Raw genomic sequence first — 24,978 nt, 5'->3', positions numbered from 1 at the left:
AGCCGAAAGCAGAGTGAAAAAAATGCCCTTTCTGCGTCATTGCTGCCTGAAACTCAGCGCCGGGCGACCTGTTGCGCCTCATTGCCTGACTTACCGGCCGCCGCAAGCTCACTGTTGAAATGTGCGGTCAGAACGGAGTAGGTCTCCTCAGCTTTCATACGATAGAGCTGTTCAGAGGGATGAATACAGTCAGGTGACATCAGCGACTGCCACTCTTTCATTTGCAGAATACGCTGATACTGGCGTGCCAGCGGCAGCGACTCGGCGCGCGCCAGTGCGTCCAGCTTCGTGACATAAGGCGCAACGTTCCACTTTTTTGCCCCGCCACAAATCGGGTGCGGCTCCTGCAATACCACCTGTTTACCCTCTTCGCGGGCAATCGCGATCAGCTCCGTCATCACTTTAGTATACTGATCCGGGCTGACGATATATTTCGCTTCGGTATCTTTGAAATGAAAGTGTCGCGCATCGTTGGTTGCGAAGTTCAGCAGGATTATTTTAGCGGGCGAGCGCTGCATCTCTTCACGCCAGCTTTTATTCTTTTTATAGAAGTATTTCGGGTGCAGTAAATCCATTGCCTGTGCAGAGGCTGCGCCCTTATTTACCACGCGGATGCCCGGGCCATACTTTTCGCCAAGCCACTTATTTATCAGGGCAATCTCATTGTCTTTGATGTTGATGTTATGTTGTTTGCCATTCTCTCTGACTGCCATTGCGCCCAGCGTACTTGAACCACCGTAAGCTTCAATAATAAAGTTATTACTGGTATCAGGCGTCGTTGCCCATGCGGTATTTTGCAGGATAAATCCGGTAACCAATAATGAAGCAAAACGAATCAGTGAATAAGGCATAGCAAATTTCCCGCCTGGTGAGGCTCAATAATATTTAATGGATCGAATAATTAAAACGTAAAATGTAACCATAACAGCTGTGACGCAGGTCATACAATCTTAAAGCATCAGTGAAAAATCAAAATCAGGTTAATTCTTAAACTCTGGTAATAACGCTGTGAAATTATTTGTTTAATCAGCATGATGTGCATAGTGACTATAAAATAGTCTGGACCTGATTTCAGGAGGGGGACAGGGGACTGCTCTGGAGTCTCAGGATGACCACGCTAACCATTTTTATGATTTTCACCTGTCAGGCCAGGATGTAGGAAAAGCGCTCAGGCTAGCGGAGCCGGGCTTCTTTGTCAGTAAGGCCGCCTGCCAGCGCGGCATTAACCCGGTTCAAAGCATTAACTCTCTAACACTTTCAAACAGATAACGCTGCTTTACTGAACAGGTCCGTAAAAAAGTTACAACTTTTACACAATAGCGAAATTCCGAATCGTTAGTCACAGGAATGTATACAGAATTTTCTGGTATTACCCCGTCCACGATTCCCCTATATTCCGCTCACTATCCCCATCAAGGTATGCGATGTGAAAACACAATCCTTTTTGTCCAGCCGAAATATCGGTCTGGATCTGCTGCGTGCCGGGCTAATTCTGGAAGGTGTCTTGTTACATGCCTCAAGAAGTTTGCCCGGCGAGAATCCCTGGTATTATACGGCGCAGCGCGATCCCGCTGAGATATTTACTGCGCTGTTGAGCATGTTTCATACCTTCAGGATGGAAGTCTTTTTCTTTTTATCAGGGATGTTTTCCGCCCTCATTATTCTCCGTAAAGGACAGCAGTTTTTTACCGAGAACCGTCGCAAGCGCGTATTTATTCCGCTTATTTCAGCCTATCTGTTTATTCCGCCACTGATGTATTTTATCTCTGGACAGATAAATGACCGCCCCTACTCGGCGGAAGGCTGGCTGAACAGCTACACCATGATGCATCACCTGTGGTTTCTGGTGTCACTGAGCATTATGTCACTGGCCATACCCGGCAGCTTTTATCAGTGGACCGCGCGCCAGCTGGGCAAACTCTCACTGCCTGCGCTTATCGCGCTACTGGTTGTGCTGGGTAACGCCTGTTTTGTGCTGAAATTCCTGGTAAAAGGGCGTGGCGAATTTATCGAGCTGATTCCGATTACGGCGCGCTTCCTGGTTTACTACACGGCAGGCTATGCGCTCTATATCAATCGCGAGAAGATTGCGCATTACGCAAACAGTAAGCTGATGAACAACTGGCTGATTGCCGCGCTGGTGGCTGCCGTCTGGGCGGGCTGCTATTACGTTGCGCATAATCATATCGGCGGCGTGGTGAAGTACGTGCCGGTAATGATGGGCAGCGTGCTGTCCGCCATGCTCTCTTACTGGATGGTGTTCACCTTTGAAAAAATCCAGGTTAAAGAGAATCGCATACTGACCGCTATCGTGGATTCAGCACTGATCATCTATCTGCTGCACTATCCGGTGGTGATTGCGTTCTCCTGGCTTATTGATGACTGGCTGCCTGCCAACTATGCCGTTCTGTATGTGCTGATTGACTGTGCTATCGGTATCGGCCTGAGCGCCGTCTGCTACTGGTTCATCAAGCGTTCACGCATTGCCTCTTTCATGTTTGGCCTGAAGCCAAAAGCGAAGAAGGTGCCGGTGCCGCTCGAAGCCCGCATGTAATCCGTTTTGCCCGTCAGCACGCCTGCTGGCGGGCCCTGCTTTATACCGCCCTGAACCCGATTATTCTGACGGATACCGCAAATCCCCGGTCACAATCTGGTAAATGCCTCTCTGAATGTCTACACCTTTTCTGCAATACCACGCCGCCTGCGGATAAGCCGCACGCGTAGTCCGCCCGTCTCGTCGCCAGCGTGGCGATCGGGTATTTCAGGAGTCTGATATGCCTCATTCCTGTTTTACGCCCCTGGCGCTTGCCGGTGCCATTGCTGCCACTCTTGTTGCCTCAGCGCCTGCTTACGCCTGGGATAGCCTGACTGTATTTGGCGATAGCCTGAGCGATGGCGGCAATGTCGGTCGCTTTACGTATGATGGTGCACAGCATCCCCTCTATGACGAAATTCTGGCAGCAGACTCTGGCCTGTCGCTGCGCCCTTCATCGCAGGGCGGAAATAACTATGCTCAGGGCGGCGCCGTGACCGTTCCGGCGCTTAACCCGGCGTTTAATACGCAGGATCAGCTGGCGCGCTGGCTGCAGCGTAACAACGGCCGCGCGGAGCGCAATGGTCTCTATATTTACTGGGCAGGTGCCAATGACATTGCGGCGGCGGTGCTGGCAAATCCGCTGACTGCGCCGCAAACCGTTGCAGCCAGCGCCAGCGCGGCGGCGGCACAGGTTCGAACGCTGCTGGATGCAGGTGCGGGTACGGTAATCGTGCCAAATGTGCCGCAGCTTGGCACAACCCCGCTGATGATTGAGACGGTGCTGCAGCTGACAGGCCCCCTGGCAGATTCAGCGCTGCAGGCGGCGTTTCAGTCGCTGAGCGCGACGCCTGTGCTGAGTCAGGCTGCCCGCGAGCAGGCTATTCAGACCGCATTCAGCCGTGCGGCGGGAGAAGTCTCTGCGATCCCTGCCGTACGCGATGCGCTGGCGCAGCAGCTGTTCGCGCTCTGGCAGGTGCTGAGTGAGCAGGTGACGGCACTCTCTGATGGATTTAACCAGCAGGAGGAAGCGGGGCTGGCTGCGCTTAAAGGCAATATCGTGCGTGCTGATATCGCTGGCCTGCTCAGCGAAGTGATCGCGGACCCCGCGCGGTATGGTTTGAGCAACACCATCGGTATGGCCTGCCCGCCAGGCACATCCGCCGCCCAGTGTACGTCTGCCACGCCAGGCTTCAGCGAGGCGCAGCGCTTTCTGTTTGCTGACCGGCTGCACCCCTCGCCAGCGGTACATGCGATGATTGCCGATTATATCCGCTCGATTCTCGATGCACCGGCGCTGGTCTCATCGCTCACCGCAGCGCCAGCAGGCGCGGCCCGTGATATGCAAAATACGCTGGAGGGACATCTGCAGCAGCAGCGTCAGCAGGCGCAGAGTACCGGTGAGTTTAGCCTGTTTGGTGGCTACGCCGGGCAGCATGCTGACTATCGCCGCAGCGATCTGCTTACGGGTGATGCCACTCAGGCCAGCCTGACGCTGGGTATGGGATATCAGCTGACCGATAGCTGGCAGGCGGGTCTGGTGCTGTCACGCAGCGACCAGCGCCAGCATCCTGACGATCGTTACTCATACAAGCTGCGCGGCAATCTGGTGGCGCTTTACAGCCAGCTTACGCTGTTCGAGCAGGGCTGGATCAACGCAGACGTGCACTACGGCGATCTCAGCTATGACGCTATTGAGCGCCGTGTTCAAATCGGGCCGGCCACCCGTACAGAACAGGGAAACAGCAGCGGTAAACTGCTGGGCTTTCGCGTGCAGAGCGGCTGGGATTTCCCGCTGACCGCACATCTCTCTACCGGTCCGGTTGTGCGCTATGCGCTCGATTACGCGCGCGCCGGTGGCTACCGTGAAAACGGAGAGAGCAGCACCGCAATGCGTTTTTCCGATCAGACCCGGCATACCCAGACTGGCGCAGCCGGCTGGCGTATCGACACCACGCGGTGGCCCGTCAATCCCTGGGCGGAAATCAGCTACAACCGTCAGTTTGGTGATGCTGAGAGCAGCGTTCGCGGTGGACTAAAATCAACGCGCACGGCTTTTACCCGTACGGTTAGCAATGGCGATGATAGCTGGCTGGAGGCGGCAGCGGGTGCCTCGGTGCCGCTGACTGACGCCGTCAGCGCGTTTACCGGCGTTTCTGCGATCGGCGGCAACAGCGATCGGCGGCAGATAACATGGAATATAGGCATTAATGCCACCTTCTGATCGCTGAGAGCGCCGTCTGCTGCAGATATCCGCTCACGCGGATGCGGCTGGCCGGTACAGCCCGGTGAATAACAGGTATAATCCGGCAGATTAGCCAACAGATTCAGGATCGGACATGACCAAACTTACTCTTCAGGAGCAGATGCTCAAAGCCGGATTAGTCTCCAGCAAAAAAATGGAAAAAGTGCAGCGCACGGCCAAAAAGTCACGCGTGCAGGCGCGCGAAGCGAAACAGGCCGTTGAAGAGAATAAAAAAGCGCAGCTTGAGCGTGATAAGCAGCTTAATGATCAGCAGCGTCAGGCGGTGCTGGAAAAAGAGTATAAGGCGCAGGTAAAGCAGCTCATTGAGATGAACCGCATCACCATTGGCCGGGGTGATATCGATTTTAATTTCACCGACAACAATCTGATTAAAAAAATTACCGTTGATAAAACGACGCAGACGCAGCTTATTAACGGGCGTCTGGCGATTGCCCGGCTGGTTACGGAGAAAAGCGACTACGCCATTATTCCGGCCAGCGTGGCGGATAAAATTGCGCAGCGCGACGCCAGCGCGATTGTGCTGAACAGCGCGCTGAGTCAGGAAGCGCAGGATGAGGACGATCCATATGCTGATTTTAAAGTGCCGGATGATCTGATGTGGTAAGCAGTCTGGCGTTCAGAACGGGGCCGGCAGTTGCAGATGTAGCGGCTGCTGGCTGACCGGATGAACAAACCGGATCGCACTGGCGTGCAGCATCAGACGCGGCGCCTCTTCTGTTCCCGGCAACTGCCGGCCACCATAAAAGTCGCAGCCCAGAATCGGGTAACCCAGCAGCTGGCAGTGCAGACGCAGCTGATGGGTACGTCCGGTTTCGGGCATCAGCATCACCCGCGTCAGCGGCGGCCCTTCAGGCGGGCAAAGGCGTGCAGTTACCTGATAACGCGAGCGCGCCGGTTTACCCTTCACCGGGCACACCGACATCAGCGGAAAGTGCGCGGGATCCTTTGCTATCGGCGCATCTATCACGCTTTCGTCATCGGGCAGGTGACCGCACAGTAGTGCGGTATAGGTTTTTCCCACCCGGCGCGTACTGAACTGCGCGGAGAGCGCAGCGTTAATCGCTTTGTTCCGGGCGATGATCATCAGGCCGGATGTGCCAAAGTCGAGCCGGTGCACCAGCGAACAGCCGGGATAGCGCTGCAGCAGCCGGTAATGCACCGAATCGCTATTTTGCGGATTCTTACCGGAGAGGCTCAGCAGACCGGCGGGCTTACCTATCACCAGCAGGTGCTCATCCTGCCAGACTACCGCGATCTGTTCATGGCACGGCGGTGCAATAAACGCGTCAAAATCAGCAGACATAGCACATCCTAATCGGGCTAACGGGCGCTGATGATAGCGGATTGATGCGGGTCAGTCGCGGCTTTTCCAGCGGTTCTGCAGATAGCGCACGGCCTCCTGCGTCTGCGGCTGCGACAGATACCCTTCCCGGAAGAGAATGGTGCCATCTACATCCGGCAGCGACTCATTCAGCTCAATCTGCTTTTGCAGTTCGGGTACCCCATTCTGACGCGTCCAGTCGGGCTCCATTTTAGACGCCACGCCCACTTTATAGAGCGCAACGCCAATGTAGAGCTGCACCGGCGTCGGACGGACCACGTCCGCCCACCAGCGGGTCAGCACGTCATAGCGCGCTGCTGCGCGGGCAAACGGCCAGTAAAGCTGCGGCGCGATATAATCCAGCAGACCACGCTGAACCCAGAGGCGCGTATCGGCGTAGGCCTCGTCGTAGGCGGCTGCCCCGCGCGTATCGGAACCCGCCGGGTCGTGAGAGAGATTGCGCCATACTCCAGCCGGACTGACGCCAAACGCCACGCCGGGCCGCACTTTTTTAATCGTGCGGGAAACCTGTTCAATCAGCTGTAGCGTGTTATTGCGCCGCCAGTCAGCTTTAGTGGTAAAACCGGCGCCATATTGCCGAAAAGTCGCACTGTCATTCAGAGGAGAGGCCGCGGTTTCCGTGTAGAAATAGTCGTCAAACTGCACGCCATCCACGGCGTAGTGCGAAACAACTTCAGCCACGATGCTGGTGATCCAGTCGCGTGCGGCGGGAATACCCGGGTCCAGTACCAGCCGGTCGCTGGCAGTGCGGATCCAGTCAGGATGCAGCACATAGACGCTGGCAGGCTGCTGCGCCAGCGTACGCTGTAGTTCGCGCAGGGTGCCGGGTTTGACGTTAGTCGAGACGCGATAGGGGTTAAACCAGGCGTGCACTTTTATGCCACGCTGATGGGCTTCTTTCAGCAGAAACGCCAGCGGATCGTAGCCGGGATACTCTCCGATATGGCCGGTCAGGGTATCGGACCACGGCAGGATCTTTGAGGACCAGAGCGCGGTACCGTCAGGCTTGACCTGGAAAAACACTGTGTTGATCCCGAGCTGCTTTAACTGGTCCAGTTTTGCGATAAGCGACGCCTGCTGCAGACGCACACGCTCAGGGTGTGCAGCCGTCACCGATGTCACTGGCGGCCAGTCGAGGCGCGAAACGGTGGTGAGCCATACGCCGCGCATCGGCACGCGCCGGGCGTCCGGAGCAGGCGTTACCGGCGGCTTTGCCGCGGGCGGCAGCGGCAGCGGCGTCACCAGCGACTTCGGGGGGGTACCGGCACAGCCTGCCAGTAGCAGCGCCAGCGCAGCGGTGCGCAGCAGCGCTGTCAGATGAAAACGCGATAAACAGGCTATGGTAAACTCCCTTTATAAACGGCTAAAACTGGCGCTGCCATTGTCAGGGCATGCGGCAGAAAGTCAACCTTAACGGGTGGTGCAGTGTCGCCATCCACGCGCGGGAATAAAAAATATGCAATATGAAGATCTCTATCGCCGCATCGGACAGATTATTTATAGCTGCGGGCCTGAGAACGCACGTCAGCTGACGGTACAGGCTGAACTGTTTGCTGATGAGGAGGGGGGACAGTATCAGTTTAACTATCTGGATGAGCAGGGCGAACCTGACTGGTTTGAGCCTGATGCGCGTGCCGTAGGCGACCTGACGGAGGCACTGAGAGCGTTTCAGCACTATTTCATTGAGCATGAACTGTCACCGGGCCAGCCCGTCTGGACGCACTGCGTGGTGAAAATTGATGTGCCGGAGTCAGCCATCAGCATCGACGTATACTGAAACCGGGCATCCCTGCCCGGCACTGTGACTCAGGAACGAACGGCGACCATTCTGGCGTGGCGGCGTGCCGCGCGTTTGCGGTGTACCAGCCGGCTGGCAGCCAGCACCAGCAGCGTCAGAATAGCGGTTGCGATGATCTCCGGGCGATGCTGCTGATTAAACAGCATGGAGCCCAGCACGCCGATGATAAACACAATGGTTGCCCAGGTGAGTCCCGGGAAGAGCCACATGCGGTAGCTCAGGACCTCACCACGCGCCTCGCGCTTTTTACGCAGCACCAGGTGAGAGGCTGCAATAACCAGATAGACCAGCAGCGCAATGGCTCCGGAGCTGGCCAGCAGGAACTCAAAGACGGCGCTGGGTGCCACGTAGTTGGCAAATACCGCCAGAAACGCCGCTGCGGTTGAGAGCAATACCGCAACCCATGGGGTACCGCTGCGCGTGGTGCGTGATGCGGCCGCGGGGGCATCCTGACGGCGCGACAGCGAAAACAGCATACGCGAGGCGGTATAGAGCGCAGAGTTCAGGCAGCTGCAGACGGCAATCAGTACCACAATATCGACAATCAGACGCGCGTGCGGGATGTTCATTATCTCCATAGCGGTCTGATAAGAACCGTTCTTCATCAGCGCCGGACTGTTCCACGGCACCAGCGAAATCACCAGGAAAATTGACAGCAGATAAAACAGCGCGATACGCCAGATGACGGAGTTAGTCGCCTGGGTGATCTGCTTTTTCGGTTCACGCGACTCCGCTGCGGCAATGGTGACAATCTCCGTGCCCATGAAAGAGAACATCGTGGTCAGAATAGCCGCCAGTACGGCGCTGATTCCGTTTGGCATAAAGCCTTTGGTATCCCAGAGATGTGAGATCCCCTGCGTATTGCTGCCGGGCAGCAGGCCAAATACCGCCAGGCTACCGGCGACCAGGAAGCTGACGATTGCCACCACCTTCAGCAGGGCAAACCAGAACTCAAACTCGCCATAGTTTTTCACGCTGAACAGATTACTGATGGTCAGAAACGCCGTAATCGCCAGTGTATATTCCCAGACGTCTACCTGCGGAAACCAGCCGTGCAGGATAGTGCCGGCGGCGTTAGCTTCAAGCGGGATCACCAGCACCCAGAACCACCAGTAGAGCCAGCCGATGGTAAAACCGGCCCAGCGCCCCAGCGATTTATCAGCATAGGTGGAAAAAGAGCCGGAATCAGGCGAGGCGACGGCCATTTCAGCCAGCATGCGCATAATCAGCACCACCAGCGTACCGGCGGCAATATAGGCGAGCAGCACCGCTGGTCCCGCTTCGGCGATGGCGTGACCGGATCCGACAAACAGGCCGGCCCCGATAACGCCGGCAATAGATAGCATCCTCACGTGGCGCGGCTTCAGGCCTGGTGCCAGTACGTCGGCATTCTGAGCAGTCATAGTTTTTTCTCCGAATCGTCTCTCAGGCGACGTACAGCGCCGCCTGGCGTGAAGGTGGACAAGTCAGGCCTGCAGCGGACAGGCCTGAGGTGCAGCGCGGTTTAACGCTGCGGAGTGAGCAGACCGCCGAGAATATCGAGCGCCTGACGGAACTGCGCGTCCGGAATCGTCAGCGGATAGAGGAAGCGGATGACGTTACCCTGCGGTCCGCAGGTCAGCAGCAGCAGCCCCTGCGCCATCGCCTGCTGCTGCAGCGCCTGCGCACTCTGCGCATCAGCAAACTCCACGGCCACCATGGAACCCAGCGCGCGGATATCGGTAATAGCAGGCTGCGTGGCGCGTACTCCCTGCAGAAATTCGGTCAGCGCAGCGCCAAGCTGTACGGAGCGTTCGCAGAGCTGCTCTTCGGCGATGACATCCAGCACCGCGTGCGCTGCCGCAATAGAGAGAGGGTTACCGGCATAGGTTCCCCCCAGGCCGCCGGGACCGGGCGCATCCATAATTTCTGCTCGTCCGCTGACGGCGGAGAGCGGCATACCGCCGGCGAGGCTTTTTGCCATAGTGATGAGGTCCGGCTCCACGCCATAGTGTTCCATGGCAAAGATTTTTCCCGTGCGGCCAAATCCGCTTTGTACTTCATCAGCAATCAGCAGAATGCCGTGCCGATCGGCCAGCGCGCGCAGCTGCGTCATAAATTCAGGGGGGGCGATATGGAAGCCACCTTCGCCCTGGACCGGCTCCAGCACGATCGCGGCCACATCCTGCGGGGCGATATCCTGCGTAAAGAGGTCATCCAGACTTGCCAGCGCATCTGCTGTGGTGATGCCGGTGACGCTGTTTGGATAACGGGCGTGGAATACGGAGGCGGGCATCGGGCCAAAGTCGCGCTTATAGGGAGCCACTTTGCCGGTCATCGCCATGGTCATAAAGGTGCGGCCATGAAACGCATTGCCAAAGGTGATGATACCGTGACGCCGCGTGGCGGCGCGCGCAACCTTAACGGCATTCTCTACCGCTTCAGCACCGGTGCTGAAAAACGCGGTTTTCACTTTACCGGCGATAGGAACCAGATCGTTAATGCGTTCCGCCAGCGCAACATAGTTCTCATAAGGCGTGACCTGGAAAGCGGTATGGGTAAACTTCTCTAACTGATCTTTGATGGCCTGCACGACGCGCGGATGGCGATGGCCGGTGTTAAGAACCGCAATACCGCCGGCAAAGTCGATCCAGCTATTACCTTCAGTGTCGCGCAGCGTGGCGTTTTCCGCCTGCTCAACAAACCACGGGCACAGGTTGCCGGTGCCGCGTGGCAGGGCGTCATCTTTACGTTGTTGCAGCTGGCTGTTTTTACCTTCCATAACCTTTCCTTAGCGATAAGCTTCTTTACAAATCACGACAAACACGCTTATTTATGCCTGCAGCGGCACAGGTTGCCAGAGCCAATTCAACGAAAAAGGATGGAGCCAATTGCGGAGTTTGTATGCCGATCATGTTCTGGAACGTCTGCAATTTGTTGCAGAGGGCACGCTGCAGCAGCGCCTGCTTATCTGCATGCAGCAGGCGATTGCTGAAGGTATTTTCCCGCGCGCCTCGCGCCTGCCCGCCACGCGCGATCTGGCACGCGAGCTGGCGGTATCGCGTAATACGGTGCTGAACGTCTATGAAAATCTCATTGCGCAGGGATACGTCACGGCGCGCACCGGCAGCGGCACCTGGATTGCTGAAACGCTGCCTGAGGGGTGTCTGAACAGCCCGCAGCGCGTTCCTGAGCCTGCTGCCGCGTTGACAAAACCTGCTGCGCTGTCGCGACGGGGGGCAACCCTGCTCGGCCACGCCAACGCCTCACCGTGGCAGTGGGGCGCATTTGTTCCGGGCGCGCCCGATGTGCGTCAGTTTCCGCATAAGCTGTTCAGTCAGATCCAGGCGCGGCTGAACCGCGATCCGGAGATAGAGCGGCTGATCTACAGCAGCAGCGGAGGCTGTCCGCTGCTGCGTCAGGCGCTGGCGGAGTATCTCAGCGTGGCGCGTTCGGTACGGGCGGACGCCGACCAGATTATTATTACCGAGGGTGTACATCAGGCGGTGGATCTGGTGACGCGCGTGCTGTGCGACGCGGGGGATCCGGTCTGGATCGAGGAGCCGGGCTACTGGGGAACGCGTAATTTGCTGCGCATCAACGGCCTTAAAATCCAGGCGAAAGCGGTGGATGAGCAGGGCATCATTCCAGATCTGACGTCGCGCAGTAAACCGCCAAAAATGATATTTGTGACACCGTCACACCAGTATCCGCTGGGCGTACATCTTAGCCTGGAGCGTCGCAGGCAGCTGCTTGATTTTGCGCGAAAACATAAAAGCTGGCTGGTAGAAGATGACTACGACAGTGAATTTCGTTTTTCCGGCCAGCCGTTTCCGTCGCTGCAGGGCTTTGAGGCGGATGCACCGGTTATCTATATGGGCACGTTCTCTAAAACGCTCTATCCGGCGCTGCGGCTGGGCTATCTGGTGGTGCCAAAAGCGCTGGCACAGCCGCTGCGGCTGGCGGCAACGGAGCTATACCGGGGCGGTCACCTGCTGATCCAGCGTGCGCTGGCAGAGTTTATTCAGAAAGGGCATTACATGGCGCATATCCGCCGCATGCGCAAGCTTTACAGCCAGCGGCGGCAGTTTCTGACCGGGCTTATCTCCCGCTATCTTGGGGAGGCGTTTATGCCTGCGGTGAACTATCAGGCGGGTCTGCATCTGGTACTGCCGCTGCCGCAGGGGTGTGATGACGTGGCGATAGCTGCGCTGGCGCTCAGGCGCGGCGTGAAGGTGCGTGCGCTGTCGCAGTATTATATGCATCCGCAGGAGAAACGCGGTTTACTGCTGGGATATGCCTGCGTTGACGAGCGTCAGTGTCAGGATGCGTTTGGCGCGCTGAGAGGCTGTCTGCTGGAGGCGGGCGTGATCGCGCGTGGCAGCGGCACGGAAAATCTGGCATAAAAAAAGCCGGCAACCCGTGAAGGTTGCCGGCCTGATGTCAGCCGGAGAATCAGGCGCTCAGCAGCTGATCGGCGGTTTTTTCCACCAGAGCCAGCAGCAGCTTGATATCATCCAGCGTCACGGTCGGATTCAGCAGCGTCAGCTTCAGGCAGGTCACACCCTGATTTTCGGTCACGCCTACGTTAGCGCGGCCCGACTCCAGCAGCACATCGCCGATGCGCTGATTAAACAGGGCAATCTGCGCGATATCGGTGAGCTGCTGCGGACGATAGCGGAACAGCACGCTTGCCAGCTGCGGCTGCATCACCAGCTCCAGGCGCGGTGTCGCTTCAACATACTGCGCCACTTCCTGCGCCAGCGTGACGCCGTGGTCGATAATTGCCGCATACTGTTTCTGACCCAGCGCTTCCAGACCCATCCACAGCTTCAGCGCATCGAAGCGACGCGTGGTCTGCAGCGATTTAGAGACCAGGTTTGGTACGCCCGCCTCTTCATCAAACTCAGAATTCAGGTAAGCCGCCTGATAACGCATCAGTTCATAGTAACGCGCATCTTTCAGCAGAAATGCGCCGCAGCTGATGGTCTGGAAATATTGTTTATGGAAGTCCAGGGTAACGGAGTCCACCATTTCCAGGCCATCCAGATAGTGGCGATACTTCTCTGACAGCAGCAGCGCGCCGCCCCATGCCGCATCCACGTGCACCCAGATGTTACGTTCAGCAGCAATGGCAGCAATTTCGCGCAGCGGATCGATAGCGCCTGCGTCAGTGGTACCCGCCGTAGCAACAATCGCCAGTACCTGTTCGCCATTCGCTTCAGCCTGCGCCAGTTTGGCCTGCAGATCGTTGACGTCCATGCGCGCAAAGTCATCCGACTTCACCTGAACCACTGACTGATAGCCGTGGCCGAGCAGCGCCATGTTCTTCTGTACGGAGAAGTGCGCATTTTCAGAGCAGAACACTTTCATCTTACGCAGATCGCCGGTGATGCCATCCTGCTGCACCGAATGTCCCTGGCGGGCAAAGAAGGCATCACGCGCCAGCATCAGACCCATCAGATTGCTCTGGGTGCCGCCGCTGGTAAAGACGCCCGCGTCGCCGGCAGCGTAACCCACCTGAGCACGCAGCCATTCAATGAGTTTGACCTCAATGATGGTCGCTGATGGGCTCTGATCCCAGGAATCCATGCTCTGGTTTGTGGCGTTGATCAGAACTTCAGCGGCCTGGCTTACCACCAGGCTTGGGCAGTGCAGATGCGCCACACACTGCGGGTGGTGCACTGACAGGCTGTCTTTCAGGAAATACTCAATTGCGCGCTCAATCGCGGCCTGGTTACCCAGGCCGTCAGGATTGAAGTCAAGCGCAATTCGCTCGCGCAGTTCGGCAACCGTTTTGCCCTGATACATCTCAGGCTGTTGCAGCCACTGCACAACCGCGGCGCTGCTCTGGGCAATCGCCTGCTGATACGCCTCAATGCTCTGCGCAGAGCCGGCCAGAATCGGGTTCACTTCACTCATTTACTTTTCCAGTCAAACAGGTTTGACGCCAGCGCCCAGCAGCGCCTGCTCAAATTTATCCAGGAATACAGCCAGCTCTTCGTTTGTGATAAGCAGGGACGGCAGCAGGCGCAGGACAGAACCGTGACGGCCGCCGCGCTCCAGAATCAGGCCCGCTTCGAAGCATTTCTTCTGCAGCAGCGCAGAAAGCTCGCCATCTGCCGGGAAGCTGCCCATGTGATCGGCTGGCTCATCAGGCTTAACGATTTCGATACCGATCATCATGCCCATGCCGCGAATATGACCGATAACCGGGAAGCGCTGCTGCATCTCTGCCAGCTGTGCTTTCAGCCATTCACCCTGTTCCGCAACTTTGGCAGCAATATTCTGCTCGGTCAGCACTTTCAGGGTAGCCAGACCAGTCGCCATCGCCAGCTGATTGCCGCGGAAAGTACCGGTATGGTGTCCTGGTGACCAGGCATCAAACTGCTTTTTAATGCCCAGCACAGCGAGAGGCAGGCCACCGCCAACCGCTTTTGACATCACGATGATGTCCGGCTCAATGCCGGCGTGTTCAAAGGCGAAGAATTTGCCGGTGCGGGCAAAGCCTGCCTGAACTTCATCCAGAATAAGCAGGATGCCGTGCTCCTGCGTGACTTTGCGAATGCGCTGCAGCCACTCTGCCGGTGCCGGGTTCACGCCGCCTTCACCTTGGACCGCTTCCAGAATAACGGCTGCCGGCTTGCGCACGCCGCTTTCTACGTCATTGATCAGGTTATCGAAGTAGTAGGTCAGCGCTTTCACGCCTGCGTCGCCACCGATACCCAGCGGGCAGCGGTACTGGTGCGGATAAGGCATAAACTGCACTTCCGGCATCATGCCGTTAACCGCTTCTTTTGGCGACAGGTTGCCGGTCACCGCGAGCGCGCCGTGCGTCATGCCGTGATAGCCGCCTGAGAAACTGATAATACCGCTGCGGCCGGTGACTTTTTTCGCCAGCTTCAGCGCAGCTTCAACGGCGTCCGCGCCGGATGGGCCGGTGAACTGCAGGCAATACTCTTTGCCCTGGCCTGGCAGCAGAGAAAGCAGAGATTCAGAGAATTGATCTTTCAGCGGTGTGGTCAGATCAAGAGTATGTAACGGCAAGCCGCTGGTAATGACATTTTGGATGCTCTGCAGAACATCAGGATGGTTATGACCAAGTGCCAGCGTCCCTGCGCCAGCCAGACAGTCAAGATATTGCTTATTCTCAACATCCGTAATCCACACGCCGCTGGCTTTAGCGATGGCTAAAGGCAATTTGCGTGGGTAACTCCTGACGTTTGATTCAAACTCAGCCTGACGGGCTAAGAATGCGTCGTTGTTTCCGTTGAATGAGCTGGCACCAAAATTATCAATACGGACTTTATCCGTCATCATATCTCTCCTTCAACCGGGGCTCGCAGTGGCTGGCCGATTGACTAATTGAACAAAAAAGTATCAGTAGTGTAAAAAGCGCGGCCAATATAGAGCCTTTTGCCTCACATCACAATGATTAATTTTGTGTAGAATTGTTTATTCTTTTCATATACGAATCATAACGTTGGACAGAAACTGGCCGCTGTTATTTCTCCGCTAAAATAGCCAGCTTTAAATTATTGAATGAATAAAGAGACTTATACCCGCCAGTGAAAGCCACGGACCAAACGGAACAGGGCGGTCTGGCCGCTGAAAACAGCAGGGTTTGATAAAGATCACAAAAATCAGCGCGCTGCCGCAGGCGATAAGCAGCAGCGCTGGCAGCGACGTCCAGCCAAGCCAGGCACCCAGCGCTGCCATTAATTTTGCATCCCCCAGTCCGATGCCGGGCTGATTTCTCAGCAGCTGATAGCACCAGCCGGTAAAGCGAATCACGCTATACCCGGCCGCTGCGCCGGTAACGGCATCACGAAGCGTACCGGGCATCGCATCACCGGCATGCAGTAGCAGGCCAAGCCAGAGCAGCGGCAGCGTAATCGCATCCGGCAGCAGCAGATGCGTCATATCGATAAGCGAAAGCGCCAGCAGTGACCATGCCAGCAGCAGTGCGGCAATCAGGCGGCTGTCCGCGGGCAGCAGCTGCATCAGCAGCAGGGCGATCAGCGACGTCGCGGCCTCAGTAACCGGATAACGACAGCTGATAGGGCCATAGCAATCGCGACACCGGCCGCGCAGCAGCAGCCAGCTCAGCACCGGGATCATGTCATACCAGCGCAGGGCGCGTTCACAGTGTATGCAGCAGGAGGAGGGAGCCAGCAGGGAAGTGAATGTGGCCGCCCCGGCGATGTGTCGTGGCAGCCGGTACACCACAACGTTAATAAAACTGCCCGTCGCCAGCGCCAGCAGCGTCACCATTACCAGCATCATATTCTCCTCCTTCTCACATGACGTAATTCATCTGCGAGTAACCTACCTGATATCCGGCGAGTGAGGTATTTAAAATCAATATTTTCAGCGAGTTGCAGAAAAAATTGCGCGCCATATCCAGAAAAATCAGCGTGTAAAAATCTCAACGACAGCCCTGCTTTTTGTCATACCGCGCTCTGCACAATTATCAATCAACCCTAAACGCTGAAGAAGTTGGCTGAGTAAACACTGCAAATTTAATGTTGCGTTAAGTTTCGTTGCTTATGGTGATTACGCAGGAAAAATAGCAGGCGCACTAATGTTTTAGTCGATCGGCTATGTCAGCGCTGAGCCAGTGAACGGGCGTGATGTTAACCAGTTTTTCACTATAACACGTTGAGAGTGCGTTGAAGTTGCGCAGAGTGACAGGTGCAGAGTTTATTCCTGCATTGTGGTCAGAGCATAATTGATAAGGTGGATTTATGTCTTTCTTACCTTTTTCGCGTCCCGCTTTGGGCGAAGAAGAGCTGGCCGCCGTCAGTGCGGTGTTCGCTTCAGGCTGGATCACCACCGGCCCGAAAAATGCTGCGCTGGAGCAGGCTTTCTGTGAATTGACTGGAAACCAGCACGCCATTGCCGTCAGTTCAGCGACTGCCGGCCTGCACGTTACGCTGCTGGCGCTGGGCATTCAGCCCGGAGATGAAGTGATCACCCCTTCGCTAACGTGGGTCTCTACGCTCAATATCATCACGCTGCTGGGAGCCACGCCGGTTATGGTTGATGTCGACCGTCATACGCTGATGGTGACGGCACCGCAGATTGAAGCGGCGATCACACCACGCACCCGGGCGATTATTCCGGTGCATTACGCCGGTGCGCCGGTTGATCTGGCGTCAATCTGCGCGCTGGGTGAGCGCTACGCCATTCCGGTGATTGAGGACGCCGCGCACGCTACCGGCTGCCACTATAACGGCCAGCATGTTGGACAGCGCGGCACGGCGATCTTTTCACTGCACGCCATCAAAAATATCACCTGTGCCGAGGGCGGCGTTGTTGTAACGGATGATGCTGAACTGGCCGACCGGGTGCGCAGCCTGAAGTTTCACGGCCTGGGGGTGGATGCCTGGGATCGCAATACGCACGGGCGCAAACCGCAGGCAGAGGTGATAGAACCCGGTTTTAAATACAATTTGCCCGATATCAATGCCGCTATTGCGCTGGTTCAGCTCGGTAAGCTTGAGGCTATCAACCGGCGCCGCCGGGAGATTGCGCAGCGCTACCTGCAGGCGCTGGCGGATACGCCTTTTCTGCCGCTGAAACAGCCGGACTGGCCGCATCAGCACGCCTGGCATCTGTTTATCATTCGCGTGGATGAAGCTACCTGCGGCATCAGCCGCGATGCGCTGATGGAGGCGCTGAAAGCGGAGGAGATCGGCACCGGACTTCACTTCCGCGCGGCGCACACGCACAAATATTATCGCGAGCGTTATCCGCATCTTTCCCTGCCTGACACCGAATGGAACAGCGAACGTATCTGTTCGCTCCCGCTGTTTCCTGATATGCAGGATGAGGATGTCAGCCGGGTGATCGGCGCGCTGCGTACGCTGGCAGGAGGCCGCCATGCTGGATGAAAAACCGCTTCAGAAAATCTCTGTGGTTATCCCGGTCTATAACGAAGAGGAGAGTTTGCCGGAGCTGGTACGCCGCACCAGCGCAGCCTGTAGCACGCTGGGTCTGAACTTTGAGATCCTGCTGGTGGATGACGGCAGCAGCGACCGCTCGGCGCAGATGATCGCTGATGCCGCTGATATGCCAGGAAGTCACGTCGTCGGCGTACTGCTTAACCGAAACTATGGTCAGCACTCTGCGATTATGGCGGGCTTCGCCCATGTATCGGGCGACCTGATTATTACGCTGGACGCCGATCTGCAGAACCCGCCCGAAGAGATCCCGGCGCTGGTCAAAGCTGCGCAGCAGGGTTACGACGTGGTGGGCACAGTACGCCAGAACCGGCAGGATAGCTGGTTTCGCAAACGCGCCTCACGCGCCATTAATCAGCTGATCCAGCGCGTGACCGGCAAAGCGATGGGCGATTATGGCTGCATGCTGCGCGCCTATCGCCGGCACATTGTTGACGCCATGCTGAACTGCCATGAACGCAGCACCTTTATTCCCATTCTGGCCAATACCTTTGCCCGCCGCACTATCGAACTGCCGGTCGCACACGCTGAGCGCGAGTTTGGCGATTCCAGATACAGCGTCATGAAGCTTATCAATCTGATGTATGACCTGGTGACCTGTCTGACCACGACGCCGCTGCGCCTGCTGAGTATTGCTGGCAGCCTGATTGCGCTGGCGGGCTTTGCCTTTTCGATAGTGCTGGTGATCTTACGCCTGTTTTTTGGCGCCGGCTGGGCCGGCGACGGTCTGTTTATGCTGTTTGCAGTGCTGTTCATTTTTGTCGGCGCGCAGTTTATCGGGATGGGCCTGCTGGGCGAATACATCGGGCGTATCTACAACGATGTACGCGCGCGGCCGCGCTATTTCATTCAGCGGGTGATCCACCCGCAGCAGGAAACTCCTCAGGTTCAGGAAATTAAACCATGAAAACAGTTGTTTTTGCCTATGCGGAAATGGGTTGCGCAGGAATCAACGCGCTGCTGAAAGCGGGTTTTGAGATTGCGGCGATCTTTACGCACACCGACACCGGCGCAGAGAGCCATTTTTTTGATTCCGTCGCGCGCCTCGCCGCTGAGCGCGGCATTCCGGTGCATGCGCCTGAAGAGGTCAATCACCCGTTATGGATTGAACGCATCCGCGCCTTGCAGCCTGACTATATTTTCTCCTTTTATTACCGCGCCATGCTGAGCGACGCTATTTTGGGATGTGCGGCACGCGGCGCGTTTAATCTGCACGGCTCGCTGCTGCCCGCCTATCGCGGACGCGCACCGCTTAACTGGGTGCTGGTTAATGGCGAAACGGAAACCGGCGTGACGCTGCATCGCATGGTTAAGCGGGCCGATGCCGGTGACATTGTCACGCAGGAAAAGGTGGCGATCGATGAGCAGGATGACGCGCTGACGCTGCACCGTAAGCTGGTCGCCTGTGCTACGCAGCTGCTGGAAGGTACGCTGCCAGCGCTGAAGCGCGGCGAGATTGTAGCCCGGCCGCAGGATGAGCGGCTGGCAACCCGGGTCGGACGCCGCACGCCGGAAGATGGACGTATCCGGTGGGAGCAGAGTGCGCAGCAGGTGAATAATCTGGTGCGCGCGGTAACCTGGCCGTGGCCCGGTGCTTTTGCCTTTGCCGGTACGGTGAAGTTTATGGTGTGGAAAGGACGTGTGCACGCCGGCACGCCGGGTGCCAGAGCCGGGACCATACTCTCTGTCGATCCGCTGCAGGTCGCCTGCGGCCAGGGCGCACTGGAAATTATCACCGGCCAGTGTGACAACGGCGTGTTTATGAATGGCAGCCAGCTGGCGCAGAGCCTGGGGCTGGTGCCCGGCGCGCTGCTTTACTCTGAGCCGGTGGCGGCTGTTAAACGCCGCACGCGGGTGCTGATCCTCGGGGTGAACGGCTTTATCGGCAATCATCTGACTGAACGCCTGCTGCAGGATGATAATTTTGAGGTTTACGGGCTGGATATCGGCTCTGATGCGATAAGCCGTTTTCTGAACGAGCCGCGTTTCCACTTTGTTGAGGGCGACATCAGCATTCATTCCGAATGGATTGAGTATCACATCAAGAAGTGTGACGTGGTGCTGCCGCTGGTGGCGATTGCTACGCCGATTGAGTACACCCGTAACCCGCTGCGCGTATTTGAACTCGATTTTGAAGAGAACCTGAAAATCATTCGCGACTGCGTTAAATATAAAAAACGCATCATCTTCCCTTCTACCTCTGAAGTGTACGGCATGTGTACCGATCGGCATTTTGATGAGGATAGCTCTAACCTGGTGGTCGGTCCGATTAACAAGCAGCGCTGGATCTATTCGGTTTCCAAACAGCTGCTCGATCGGGTGATCTGGGCCTATGGTGAAAAAGAGGGCCTGCGCTTTACGCTGTTCCGCCCCTTTAACTGGATGGGCCCCCGGCTGGATAACCTCAATGCTGCACGCATTGGCAGCTCGCGCGCCATTACGCAGCTGATCCTCAATCTGGTAGAGGGATCGCCCATCAAACTGGTGGATGGCGGGGCGCAGAAGCGCTGCTTTACCGATATCCGTGACGGCATTGAGGCGCTGTTTCGCATCATTGAAAACCGCGAAGGTAACTGTGACGGGCAGATCATCAATATTGGTAATCCTGAAAATGAAGCCAGTATTCGTGAGCTGGCGGAGCATCTGCTGGCAAGCTTTGAGCGCCATCCGCTGCGCGACCGTTTTCCGCCGTTTGCCGGGTTCCGCGAAGTAGAAAGCAGCAGCTACTACGGCAAAGGGTATCAGGATGTGGAGCATCGCAAGCCCTCGATAAAAAATGCGCGCCGGCTGCTGAACTGGGCACCGGATGTGGATATGGATACCACCATCGATAACACCCTTGATTTCTTTCTGCGCACTGTTGAACTGCAGGAGAAGCCATGAAAAAAGTGGGGCTGCGGGTCGATGTTGATACCTGGCGCGGCACCCGGCTGGGCGTCCCGGCACTGCTGGAACAGTTCAGCCTGCATCAGCTGCAGGCGAGCTTCTTTTTCAGCGTCGGGCCGGACAATATGGGGCGCCATATCTGGCGCCTGCTTAAGCCGCACTTTTTTCACAAAATGGTGCGCTCGCGGGCGGCATCGCTCTATGGCTGGGATATTCTGCTGGCCGGTACCGCCTGGCCAGGACGCCACATCGGACGCGGCCAGGCGGACATTATCCGCGCCACCGCCGATCATCATGAGGTTGGCCTGCACGCCTGGGATCACTTCGCCTGGCAGACCTGGGCGGGCGTCTGGTCAGAACAGCGGCTGGCGCAGGAGATCGGGCGGGGCAGGCAGATGCTGGAAGCGCTGACAGGTGACGCCGTCACTTGTTCAGCCGTTGCCGGCTGGCGGGCAGACAGCCGGATTATTGCTGCAAAAGAACCTTTCCATTTTCGGTACAACAGCGACTGCCGCGGCAGCGGCCCGTTTATCCCGCTGCTACCGGACGGTACAGAAGGCACAGTACAGATCCCGGTCACGCTGCCTACCTGGGATGAAGTGGTGGGGCAACAGGTGAGTGCTGCGCGCTTCAACGATTTTATCCTTGAGCGCATGCAGCACGCTGCGGGCACCGCGGTTTACACCATTCATGCCGAAGTTGAGGGGATCGCCGCGCGCGACGCCTTTAGCAACCTGCTCGATCGCGCCCGGCAGGCCGGTATTCACTTCTGTCCGCTCAGCGAGCTTCTGCCTGCCGATCTCTCCACTCTGCCGCGCGCGCCTGTGATACGCGGCCGGATTGCGGGTCGGGAAGGGTGGCTGGGCTATCAGGCAGAAAACTAATCAGGGAGTTCTGATGCGTACAGGCACCAAAATTACGCTGCTGCTGATGCTGTTTGCGCTCTATTATCTGCTGCCGGTTCCGTTTCGCGATCTGTGGCAGCCCGATGAGCTGCGTTATGCAGAGATCAGCCGCGAGATGATTGTCAGCGGCAACTGGGTTGTGCCGCACTTTTTTGATTTGCGCTATTTTGAAAAACCTGTCGCCGGCTACTGGATAAATAATCTGGGCCAGCTGCTGTTCGGACACACTAATTTTGGCGTCCGCGCCGGCGCGCTGTTCAGCACGCTATGCAGCGGCCTGCTGATTTTCTGGCTGGGATGCCGGATGTTTGCCAGCCGCAACGTCGCCCTGCTGGCCAGCACCGTTTTTCTGACCTCGCTGCTGGTTTACGGAATCGGCACTTATGCGGTGCTGGACCCTGTTCTGCTGCTGTGGCTGACGGGAGCGATGTGCAGCTTCTGGTACGCGGCTCAGGCATGCACATTCCGGCAGCGCTTCTCCGGCTATCTGCTGCTGGGTGCGGCCTGCGCCATGGGGTTTATGACCAAAGGCTTCCTGGCGCTCGCGGTTCCGGTGCTGGCGATTGTGCCGTGGATGGTGTGGCAGCGCCGCTTCACGGAACTGCTACGCTGGGGGCCGCTGGCGCTGCTGACCGCAGTACTGCTGAGCCTGCCGTGGGCGCTGGCGATAGCGCAGCAGGCGGGAGATTTCTGGCACTATTTTTTCTGGGTTGAGCATATTCAGCGTTTTGCTGAAGAAAACGCGCAGCACAAAGCGCCTTTCTGGTATTACCTGCCGGTGCTGGTTGCGGGCACGCTGCCCTGGCTGGGGCTGCTGCCCGGCGCGCTGATAAGCGGCTGGCAGCAGCGTCGCCAGCAGGCAGGCGTGTTTTATTTACTGAGCTGGGTCGTGCTGCCGCTGCTGTTTTTCAGTATTGCAAAAGGCAAGCTGCCAACCTATATCCTGCCCTGTTTTGCTCCGCTGAGCCTGCTGATAGCAGGTTATGCATCAGGAAACAGCGCACGATTAAACACCGCGCTGCGGTTTAACGGCTGGATCAACCTGCTGTTTGGCGCGCTGACCGCGCTGGCGGTGATAAGCGTACTGGCACCGTGGGGGCTGGCTCACCGGCCGCTCTACAGCAGCGACGAGAAGCTGCGTGCGACTCTGGCTGCGCTCGCTTTTACCGGCTGGGCGCTGGCGGCAGGTGTCAGCCTGCGCACCGGGCGCTGGCAGCTGGCGGCGCTCTGCCCGCTGGCGCTGGCGCTGCTGGTGGGATTTGCTATTCCCGACCGGATACGGGACGCCAAACAGCCGCAGAACTTTGTTCGCCACATAGAGGAGCGGCTTGCGCAGAGCCGCTTTATCCTGGCGGATAATCCCGGCGTCGGCTCGGCGATCGCCTGGCAGCTCAAACGCAGCGATATCTTTTTTTACAGCAGCAAAGGCGAGCTGGAGTATGGTCTCAGCTATGCCGATGCCCGAAAGCGCTACGTTGCCGGAGCGGAGTTTGCCGACTGGCTGCGCGTCCATCGCAGAGAGGGTGGTGTCGCGCTGGTACTGATGCTGGATGCCGGGCAGAAAACGCCGGATACGATGCTGCCGGTGCCGGATGATGTCTGGCAGCAGGGACGGCTGGTTTATTACAGCTACCGTCGCGCGCCATGAATCTGCTGCTGATTGTTCTGGTCAGCCTGCTCAGCTGTGCAGCCCAGCTCTGTCAGAAGCAGGCCGCGCTGATGGCGTCAGGCGGCAGGCGCATGGCGCTCTGGGTCGCGCTCAGCCTGCTGCTGCTGGGGGCGGCGATGCTGCTCTGGCTGCTGGTATTGCGCAGTGTGCCGGTCAGCCAGGCCTATCCGATGCTCAGCCTTAACTTTGTGCTGGTGGCGGCAGCCGCACGCCTGATCTGGCGCGAAGCCTGTACGCTGCAGCAGTGGCTGGGCACGCTGCTGATTGTCGCGGGGGTGGCGCTGATGGGGAGTCAGCTATGAAAGGTACAGGGCTGGCGCTCGTAAGCGTCGCGCTGGTGACGCTGGCGCAGCTGATGCTGCGCAGCGCGATGATGGAGTTTCCCGCGTTCAGTGCGCTGCTGCAGGGCGGCGCACGCCCTGTGCTGATGCTCTGCGCCGGCCTTGCAGCCTACGGGTTATCGATGCTCTGCTGGCTTGCCGCGCTGCGCTATCAGCCGCTCAGTCAGCTCTATCCGCTACTCAGTCTGAGCTACGTACTGGTCTGGCTGGCTGCTGTCATTCTGCCGTGGTTTCATGAGCCTTTTCGCTGGAGCAGTCTGGCGGGCGTAGTACTGATTGTGGCGGGTCTGCTGGTGGTATCGCTGCCGCGCGGTAAAAAACAGGACTGCTGATATGCGCTTAGTCAGCACGATACGGGGCTGATGTAAATCACTCAAAGAAGCAGCGGAGCCGCTCAGCCTGATGTTTTAGTATCCCTTCAGTTGCCTTCCAACCCGTACGCATCAGGACTGAATATGACCGGTAAACTAAGCAGCGACCGCCTCTGTATTAATCGCAAAATTGCTCCCGCTCTGAGCATCAGTGAATTTTTTGCGCTGGTGGCAAAGCTGGGGCTGCACAAGGTTGAAATCCGCAACGACATGAAAAGCGGCAGCGTGACCGACAATCTCGGTGGCGCGCAGGTCAGCGCGCTGGCGCGCGAGCACGATCTGACTATCGAAACAATCAATGCGGTTTATCCATTTAACCAGCTCAATGATGAGGTTCTGGCAAAGACCCGCGGCCTGCTGAAAGACGCAGCTGAAAGCGGTGCCAGAGCGCTGGTGCTCTGTCCGCTCAACGATGGTACGCCGGTCAGCGACGCACAGACTATCGATGCGCTGCAAACGCTGGCGCCGCTGTTTGCAGAATACGGCATTCAGGGACTGGTTGAGCCGCTGGGCTTTCCGCAGAGTTCGCTGCGTTCTGCCGCGCAGGCGCAGCAGCTGATCAAACAGGCCGGGGTGCCGTTCAAAATTGTGCTGGATACCTTCCATCATCATCTTTATGAAGGTGCCGAAGCGGACTTTGCCGGGCACGTCAACGTGCATGAGATTGGTCTGGTTCACCTGTCCGGCGTGACCGATACGCGGCCGGCGGCAGAGCTGACGGATGAAGAGCGTATTATGCTCAGCGCCGATGACAGACTGCAGACAAAACAGCAGGTGGCCCGCCTTGAAGAGATGGGGTATCGCGGGATCTATGCGTTTGAGCCTTTCTCATCGGTGATGGAGAGCTGGAGCGCTGCTGAGATTGAGCAGCAGATCCGCAGCAGTATCGACTATCTCAACCGCTAACCGCAACCGGCTCAGGA

General features: G+C 57.5%; 21 protein-coding genes. 13 read left to right on the top strand and 8 right to left on the bottom strand.

What is annotated here, in order from left to right; all coding sequences use genetic code 11:
• Positions 1-53 precede the first annotated feature (53 nt).
• On the bottom strand, positions 54-851 hold the full coding sequence (locus tag C1Y41_RS14230; protein WP_052246545.1) for an SGNH/GDSL hydrolase family protein: 798 nt from the start codon (positions 849-851) through the stop codon (positions 54-56).
• Positions 852-1,426: 575 nt separating this feature from the next.
• On the opposite strand from C1Y41_RS14230, the gene C1Y41_RS14225 reads away from it, so the two are divergent.
• From C1Y41_RS14225 to C1Y41_RS14215, 3 genes are all read left to right on the top strand, one after another.
• Entirely contained in the window at positions 1,427-2,554 is a 1,128-nt protein-coding gene (locus C1Y41_RS14225; protein ID WP_104085674.1) for an acyltransferase family protein, read from the top strand.
• A 220-nt stretch (positions 2,555-2,774) separates the two neighbouring features.
• Positions 2,775-4,757, top strand: a complete 1,983-nt coding sequence (locus C1Y41_RS14220) for an autotransporter outer membrane beta-barrel domain-containing protein (RefSeq protein WP_104085673.1) — start codon at positions 2,775-2,777, stop codon at positions 4,755-4,757.
• Positions 4,758-4,872: 115 nt separating this feature from the next.
• Positions 4,873-5,403: a DUF2058 domain-containing protein gene (locus C1Y41_RS14215; RefSeq protein WP_094112280.1), complete on the top strand. Its 531-nt coding sequence runs from the start codon at positions 4,873-4,875 to the stop codon at positions 5,401-5,403.
• Between the two features lie 12 nt (positions 5,404-5,415).
• Here the strand turns inward: C1Y41_RS14215 and C1Y41_RS14210 are convergent, their stop codons facing one another.
• Both C1Y41_RS14210 and C1Y41_RS14205 read right to left on the bottom strand, forming a co-directional pair.
• On the bottom strand, positions 5,416-6,102 hold the full coding sequence (locus tag C1Y41_RS14210; protein ID WP_104085672.1) for an RluA family pseudouridine synthase: 687 nt from the start codon (positions 6,100-6,102) through the stop codon (positions 5,416-5,418).
• A 51-nt stretch (positions 6,103-6,153) separates the two neighbouring features.
• Positions 6,154-7,482, bottom strand: coding sequence for a glycoside hydrolase family 10 protein (locus C1Y41_RS14205; RefSeq protein WP_304485925.1), 1,329 nt, complete (start codon positions 7,480-7,482; stop codon positions 6,154-6,156).
• A gap of 115 nt (positions 7,483-7,597) precedes the next feature.
• Here C1Y41_RS14205 and C1Y41_RS14200 point away from each other — a divergent pair, with 115 nt between their 5' ends.
• Positions 7,598-7,918: a hypothetical protein gene (locus C1Y41_RS14200; RefSeq protein WP_040113465.1), complete on the top strand. Its 321-nt coding sequence runs from the start codon at positions 7,598-7,600 to the stop codon at positions 7,916-7,918.
• A 29-nt stretch (positions 7,919-7,947) separates the two neighbouring features.
• On the opposite strand, the gene gabP is transcribed toward C1Y41_RS14200, so the two are convergent.
• Both gabP and gabT read right to left on the bottom strand, forming a co-directional pair.
• Entirely contained in the window at positions 7,948-9,342 is a 1,395-nt protein-coding gene (gabP, locus tag C1Y41_RS14195; RefSeq protein ID WP_104085670.1) for a GABA permease, read from the bottom strand.
• 101 nt (positions 9,343-9,443) lie between these two features.
• Positions 9,444-10,700: a 4-aminobutyrate--2-oxoglutarate transaminase gene (gabT, locus tag C1Y41_RS14190; RefSeq protein ID WP_104085669.1), complete on the bottom strand. Its 1,257-nt coding sequence runs from the start codon at positions 10,698-10,700 to the stop codon at positions 9,444-9,446.
• Positions 10,701-10,809: 109 nt separating this feature from the next.
• On the opposite strand from gabT, the gene C1Y41_RS14185 reads away from it, so the two are divergent.
• Positions 10,810-12,324, top strand: a complete 1,515-nt coding sequence (locus tag C1Y41_RS14185; protein ID WP_199181695.1) for a PLP-dependent aminotransferase family protein — start codon at positions 10,810-10,812, stop codon at positions 12,322-12,324.
• Positions 12,325-12,373: 49 nt separating this feature from the next.
• Here C1Y41_RS14185 and C1Y41_RS14180 read toward each other — a convergent pair whose 3' ends face one another.
• From C1Y41_RS14180 to C1Y41_RS14170, 3 genes are all read right to left on the bottom strand, one after another.
• Entirely contained in the window at positions 12,374-13,840 is a 1,467-nt protein-coding gene (locus C1Y41_RS14180) for an aspartate aminotransferase family protein (protein WP_104085668.1), read from the bottom strand.
• Positions 13,841-13,852: 12 nt separating this feature from the next.
• Positions 13,853-15,235 (bottom strand): diaminobutyrate--2-oxoglutarate transaminase, encoded by a 1,383-nt coding sequence (locus C1Y41_RS14175; RefSeq protein WP_071668318.1) that lies wholly within the window; start codon positions 15,233-15,235, stop codon positions 13,853-13,855.
• Between the two features lie 213 nt (positions 15,236-15,448).
• A complete protein-coding gene (locus tag C1Y41_RS14170) occupies positions 15,449-16,204 on the bottom strand; it encodes an A24 family peptidase (protein ID WP_104085667.1) in 756 nt (251 codons plus the stop codon).
• Between the two features lie 461 nt (positions 16,205-16,665).
• On the opposite strand from C1Y41_RS14170, the gene arnB reads away from it, so the two are divergent.
• The 8 genes from arnB (at position 16,666) to C1Y41_RS14130 (ending at position 24,961) form a co-directional block, all read left to right on the top strand.
• Positions 16,666-17,814 carry a UDP-4-amino-4-deoxy-L-arabinose aminotransferase gene (gene arnB / locus C1Y41_RS14165; protein ID WP_104085666.1) on the top strand — a complete coding sequence of 383 codons (1,149 nt, stop codon included), beginning with the start codon at positions 16,666-16,668 and terminating at the stop codon, positions 17,812-17,814.
• The gene (gene arnC, locus C1Y41_RS14160; RefSeq protein WP_104085665.1) at positions 17,804-18,790 is read left to right on the top strand and encodes an undecaprenyl-phosphate 4-deoxy-4-formamido-L-arabinose transferase; all 987 of its coding nucleotides are present in this window, start codon (positions 17,804-17,806) and stop codon (positions 18,788-18,790) included. The genes arnB and arnC overlap by 11 nt, the downstream gene beginning before the upstream one ends.
• A complete protein-coding gene (arnA, locus tag C1Y41_RS14155; RefSeq protein WP_104085664.1) occupies positions 18,787-20,766 on the top strand; it encodes a bifunctional UDP-4-amino-4-deoxy-L-arabinose formyltransferase/UDP-glucuronic acid oxidase ArnA in 1,980 nt (659 codons plus the stop codon). The genes arnC and arnA overlap by 4 nt, the downstream gene beginning before the upstream one ends.
• Entirely contained in the window at positions 20,763-21,653 is an 891-nt protein-coding gene (gene arnD, locus C1Y41_RS14150) for a 4-deoxy-4-formamido-L-arabinose-phosphoundecaprenol deformylase (RefSeq protein WP_104085663.1), read from the top strand. Before arnA ends, arnD begins: the two co-directional genes overlap by 4 nt.
• 13 nt (positions 21,654-21,666) lie before the next feature.
• Positions 21,667-23,322, top strand: a complete 1,656-nt coding sequence (gene arnT, locus C1Y41_RS14145) for a lipid IV(A) 4-amino-4-deoxy-L-arabinosyltransferase (RefSeq protein ID WP_104085662.1) — start codon at positions 21,667-21,669, stop codon at positions 23,320-23,322.
• Positions 23,319-23,645: a 4-amino-4-deoxy-L-arabinose-phosphoundecaprenol flippase subunit ArnE gene (gene arnE, locus C1Y41_RS14140; protein WP_040113474.1), complete on the top strand. Its 327-nt coding sequence runs from the start codon at positions 23,319-23,321 to the stop codon at positions 23,643-23,645. The genes arnT and arnE overlap by 4 nt, the downstream gene beginning before the upstream one ends.
• Positions 23,642-24,016 (top strand): 4-amino-4-deoxy-L-arabinose-phosphoundecaprenol flippase subunit ArnF, encoded by a 375-nt coding sequence (arnF, locus tag C1Y41_RS14135; RefSeq protein WP_104085661.1) that lies wholly within the window; start codon positions 23,642-23,644, stop codon positions 24,014-24,016. Before arnE ends, arnF begins: the two co-directional genes overlap by 4 nt.
• A 123-nt stretch (positions 24,017-24,139) precedes the next feature.
• Positions 24,140-24,961, top strand: coding sequence for a TIM barrel protein (locus C1Y41_RS14130; RefSeq protein ID WP_104085660.1), 822 nt, complete (start codon positions 24,140-24,142; stop codon positions 24,959-24,961).
• Positions 24,962-24,978: the final 17 nt, after the last annotated feature.

Source organism: Pantoea sp. ICBG 1758, assembly GCF_002928325.1.
In the GTDB taxonomy this organism is placed as follows: domain Bacteria; phylum Pseudomonadota; class Gammaproteobacteria; order Enterobacterales; family Enterobacteriaceae; genus Pantoea; species Pantoea eucrina.
The sequence above is the reverse complement of the archived record's forward strand: the minus strand, read 5'-3'. Positions and strand labels throughout refer to the sequence as shown.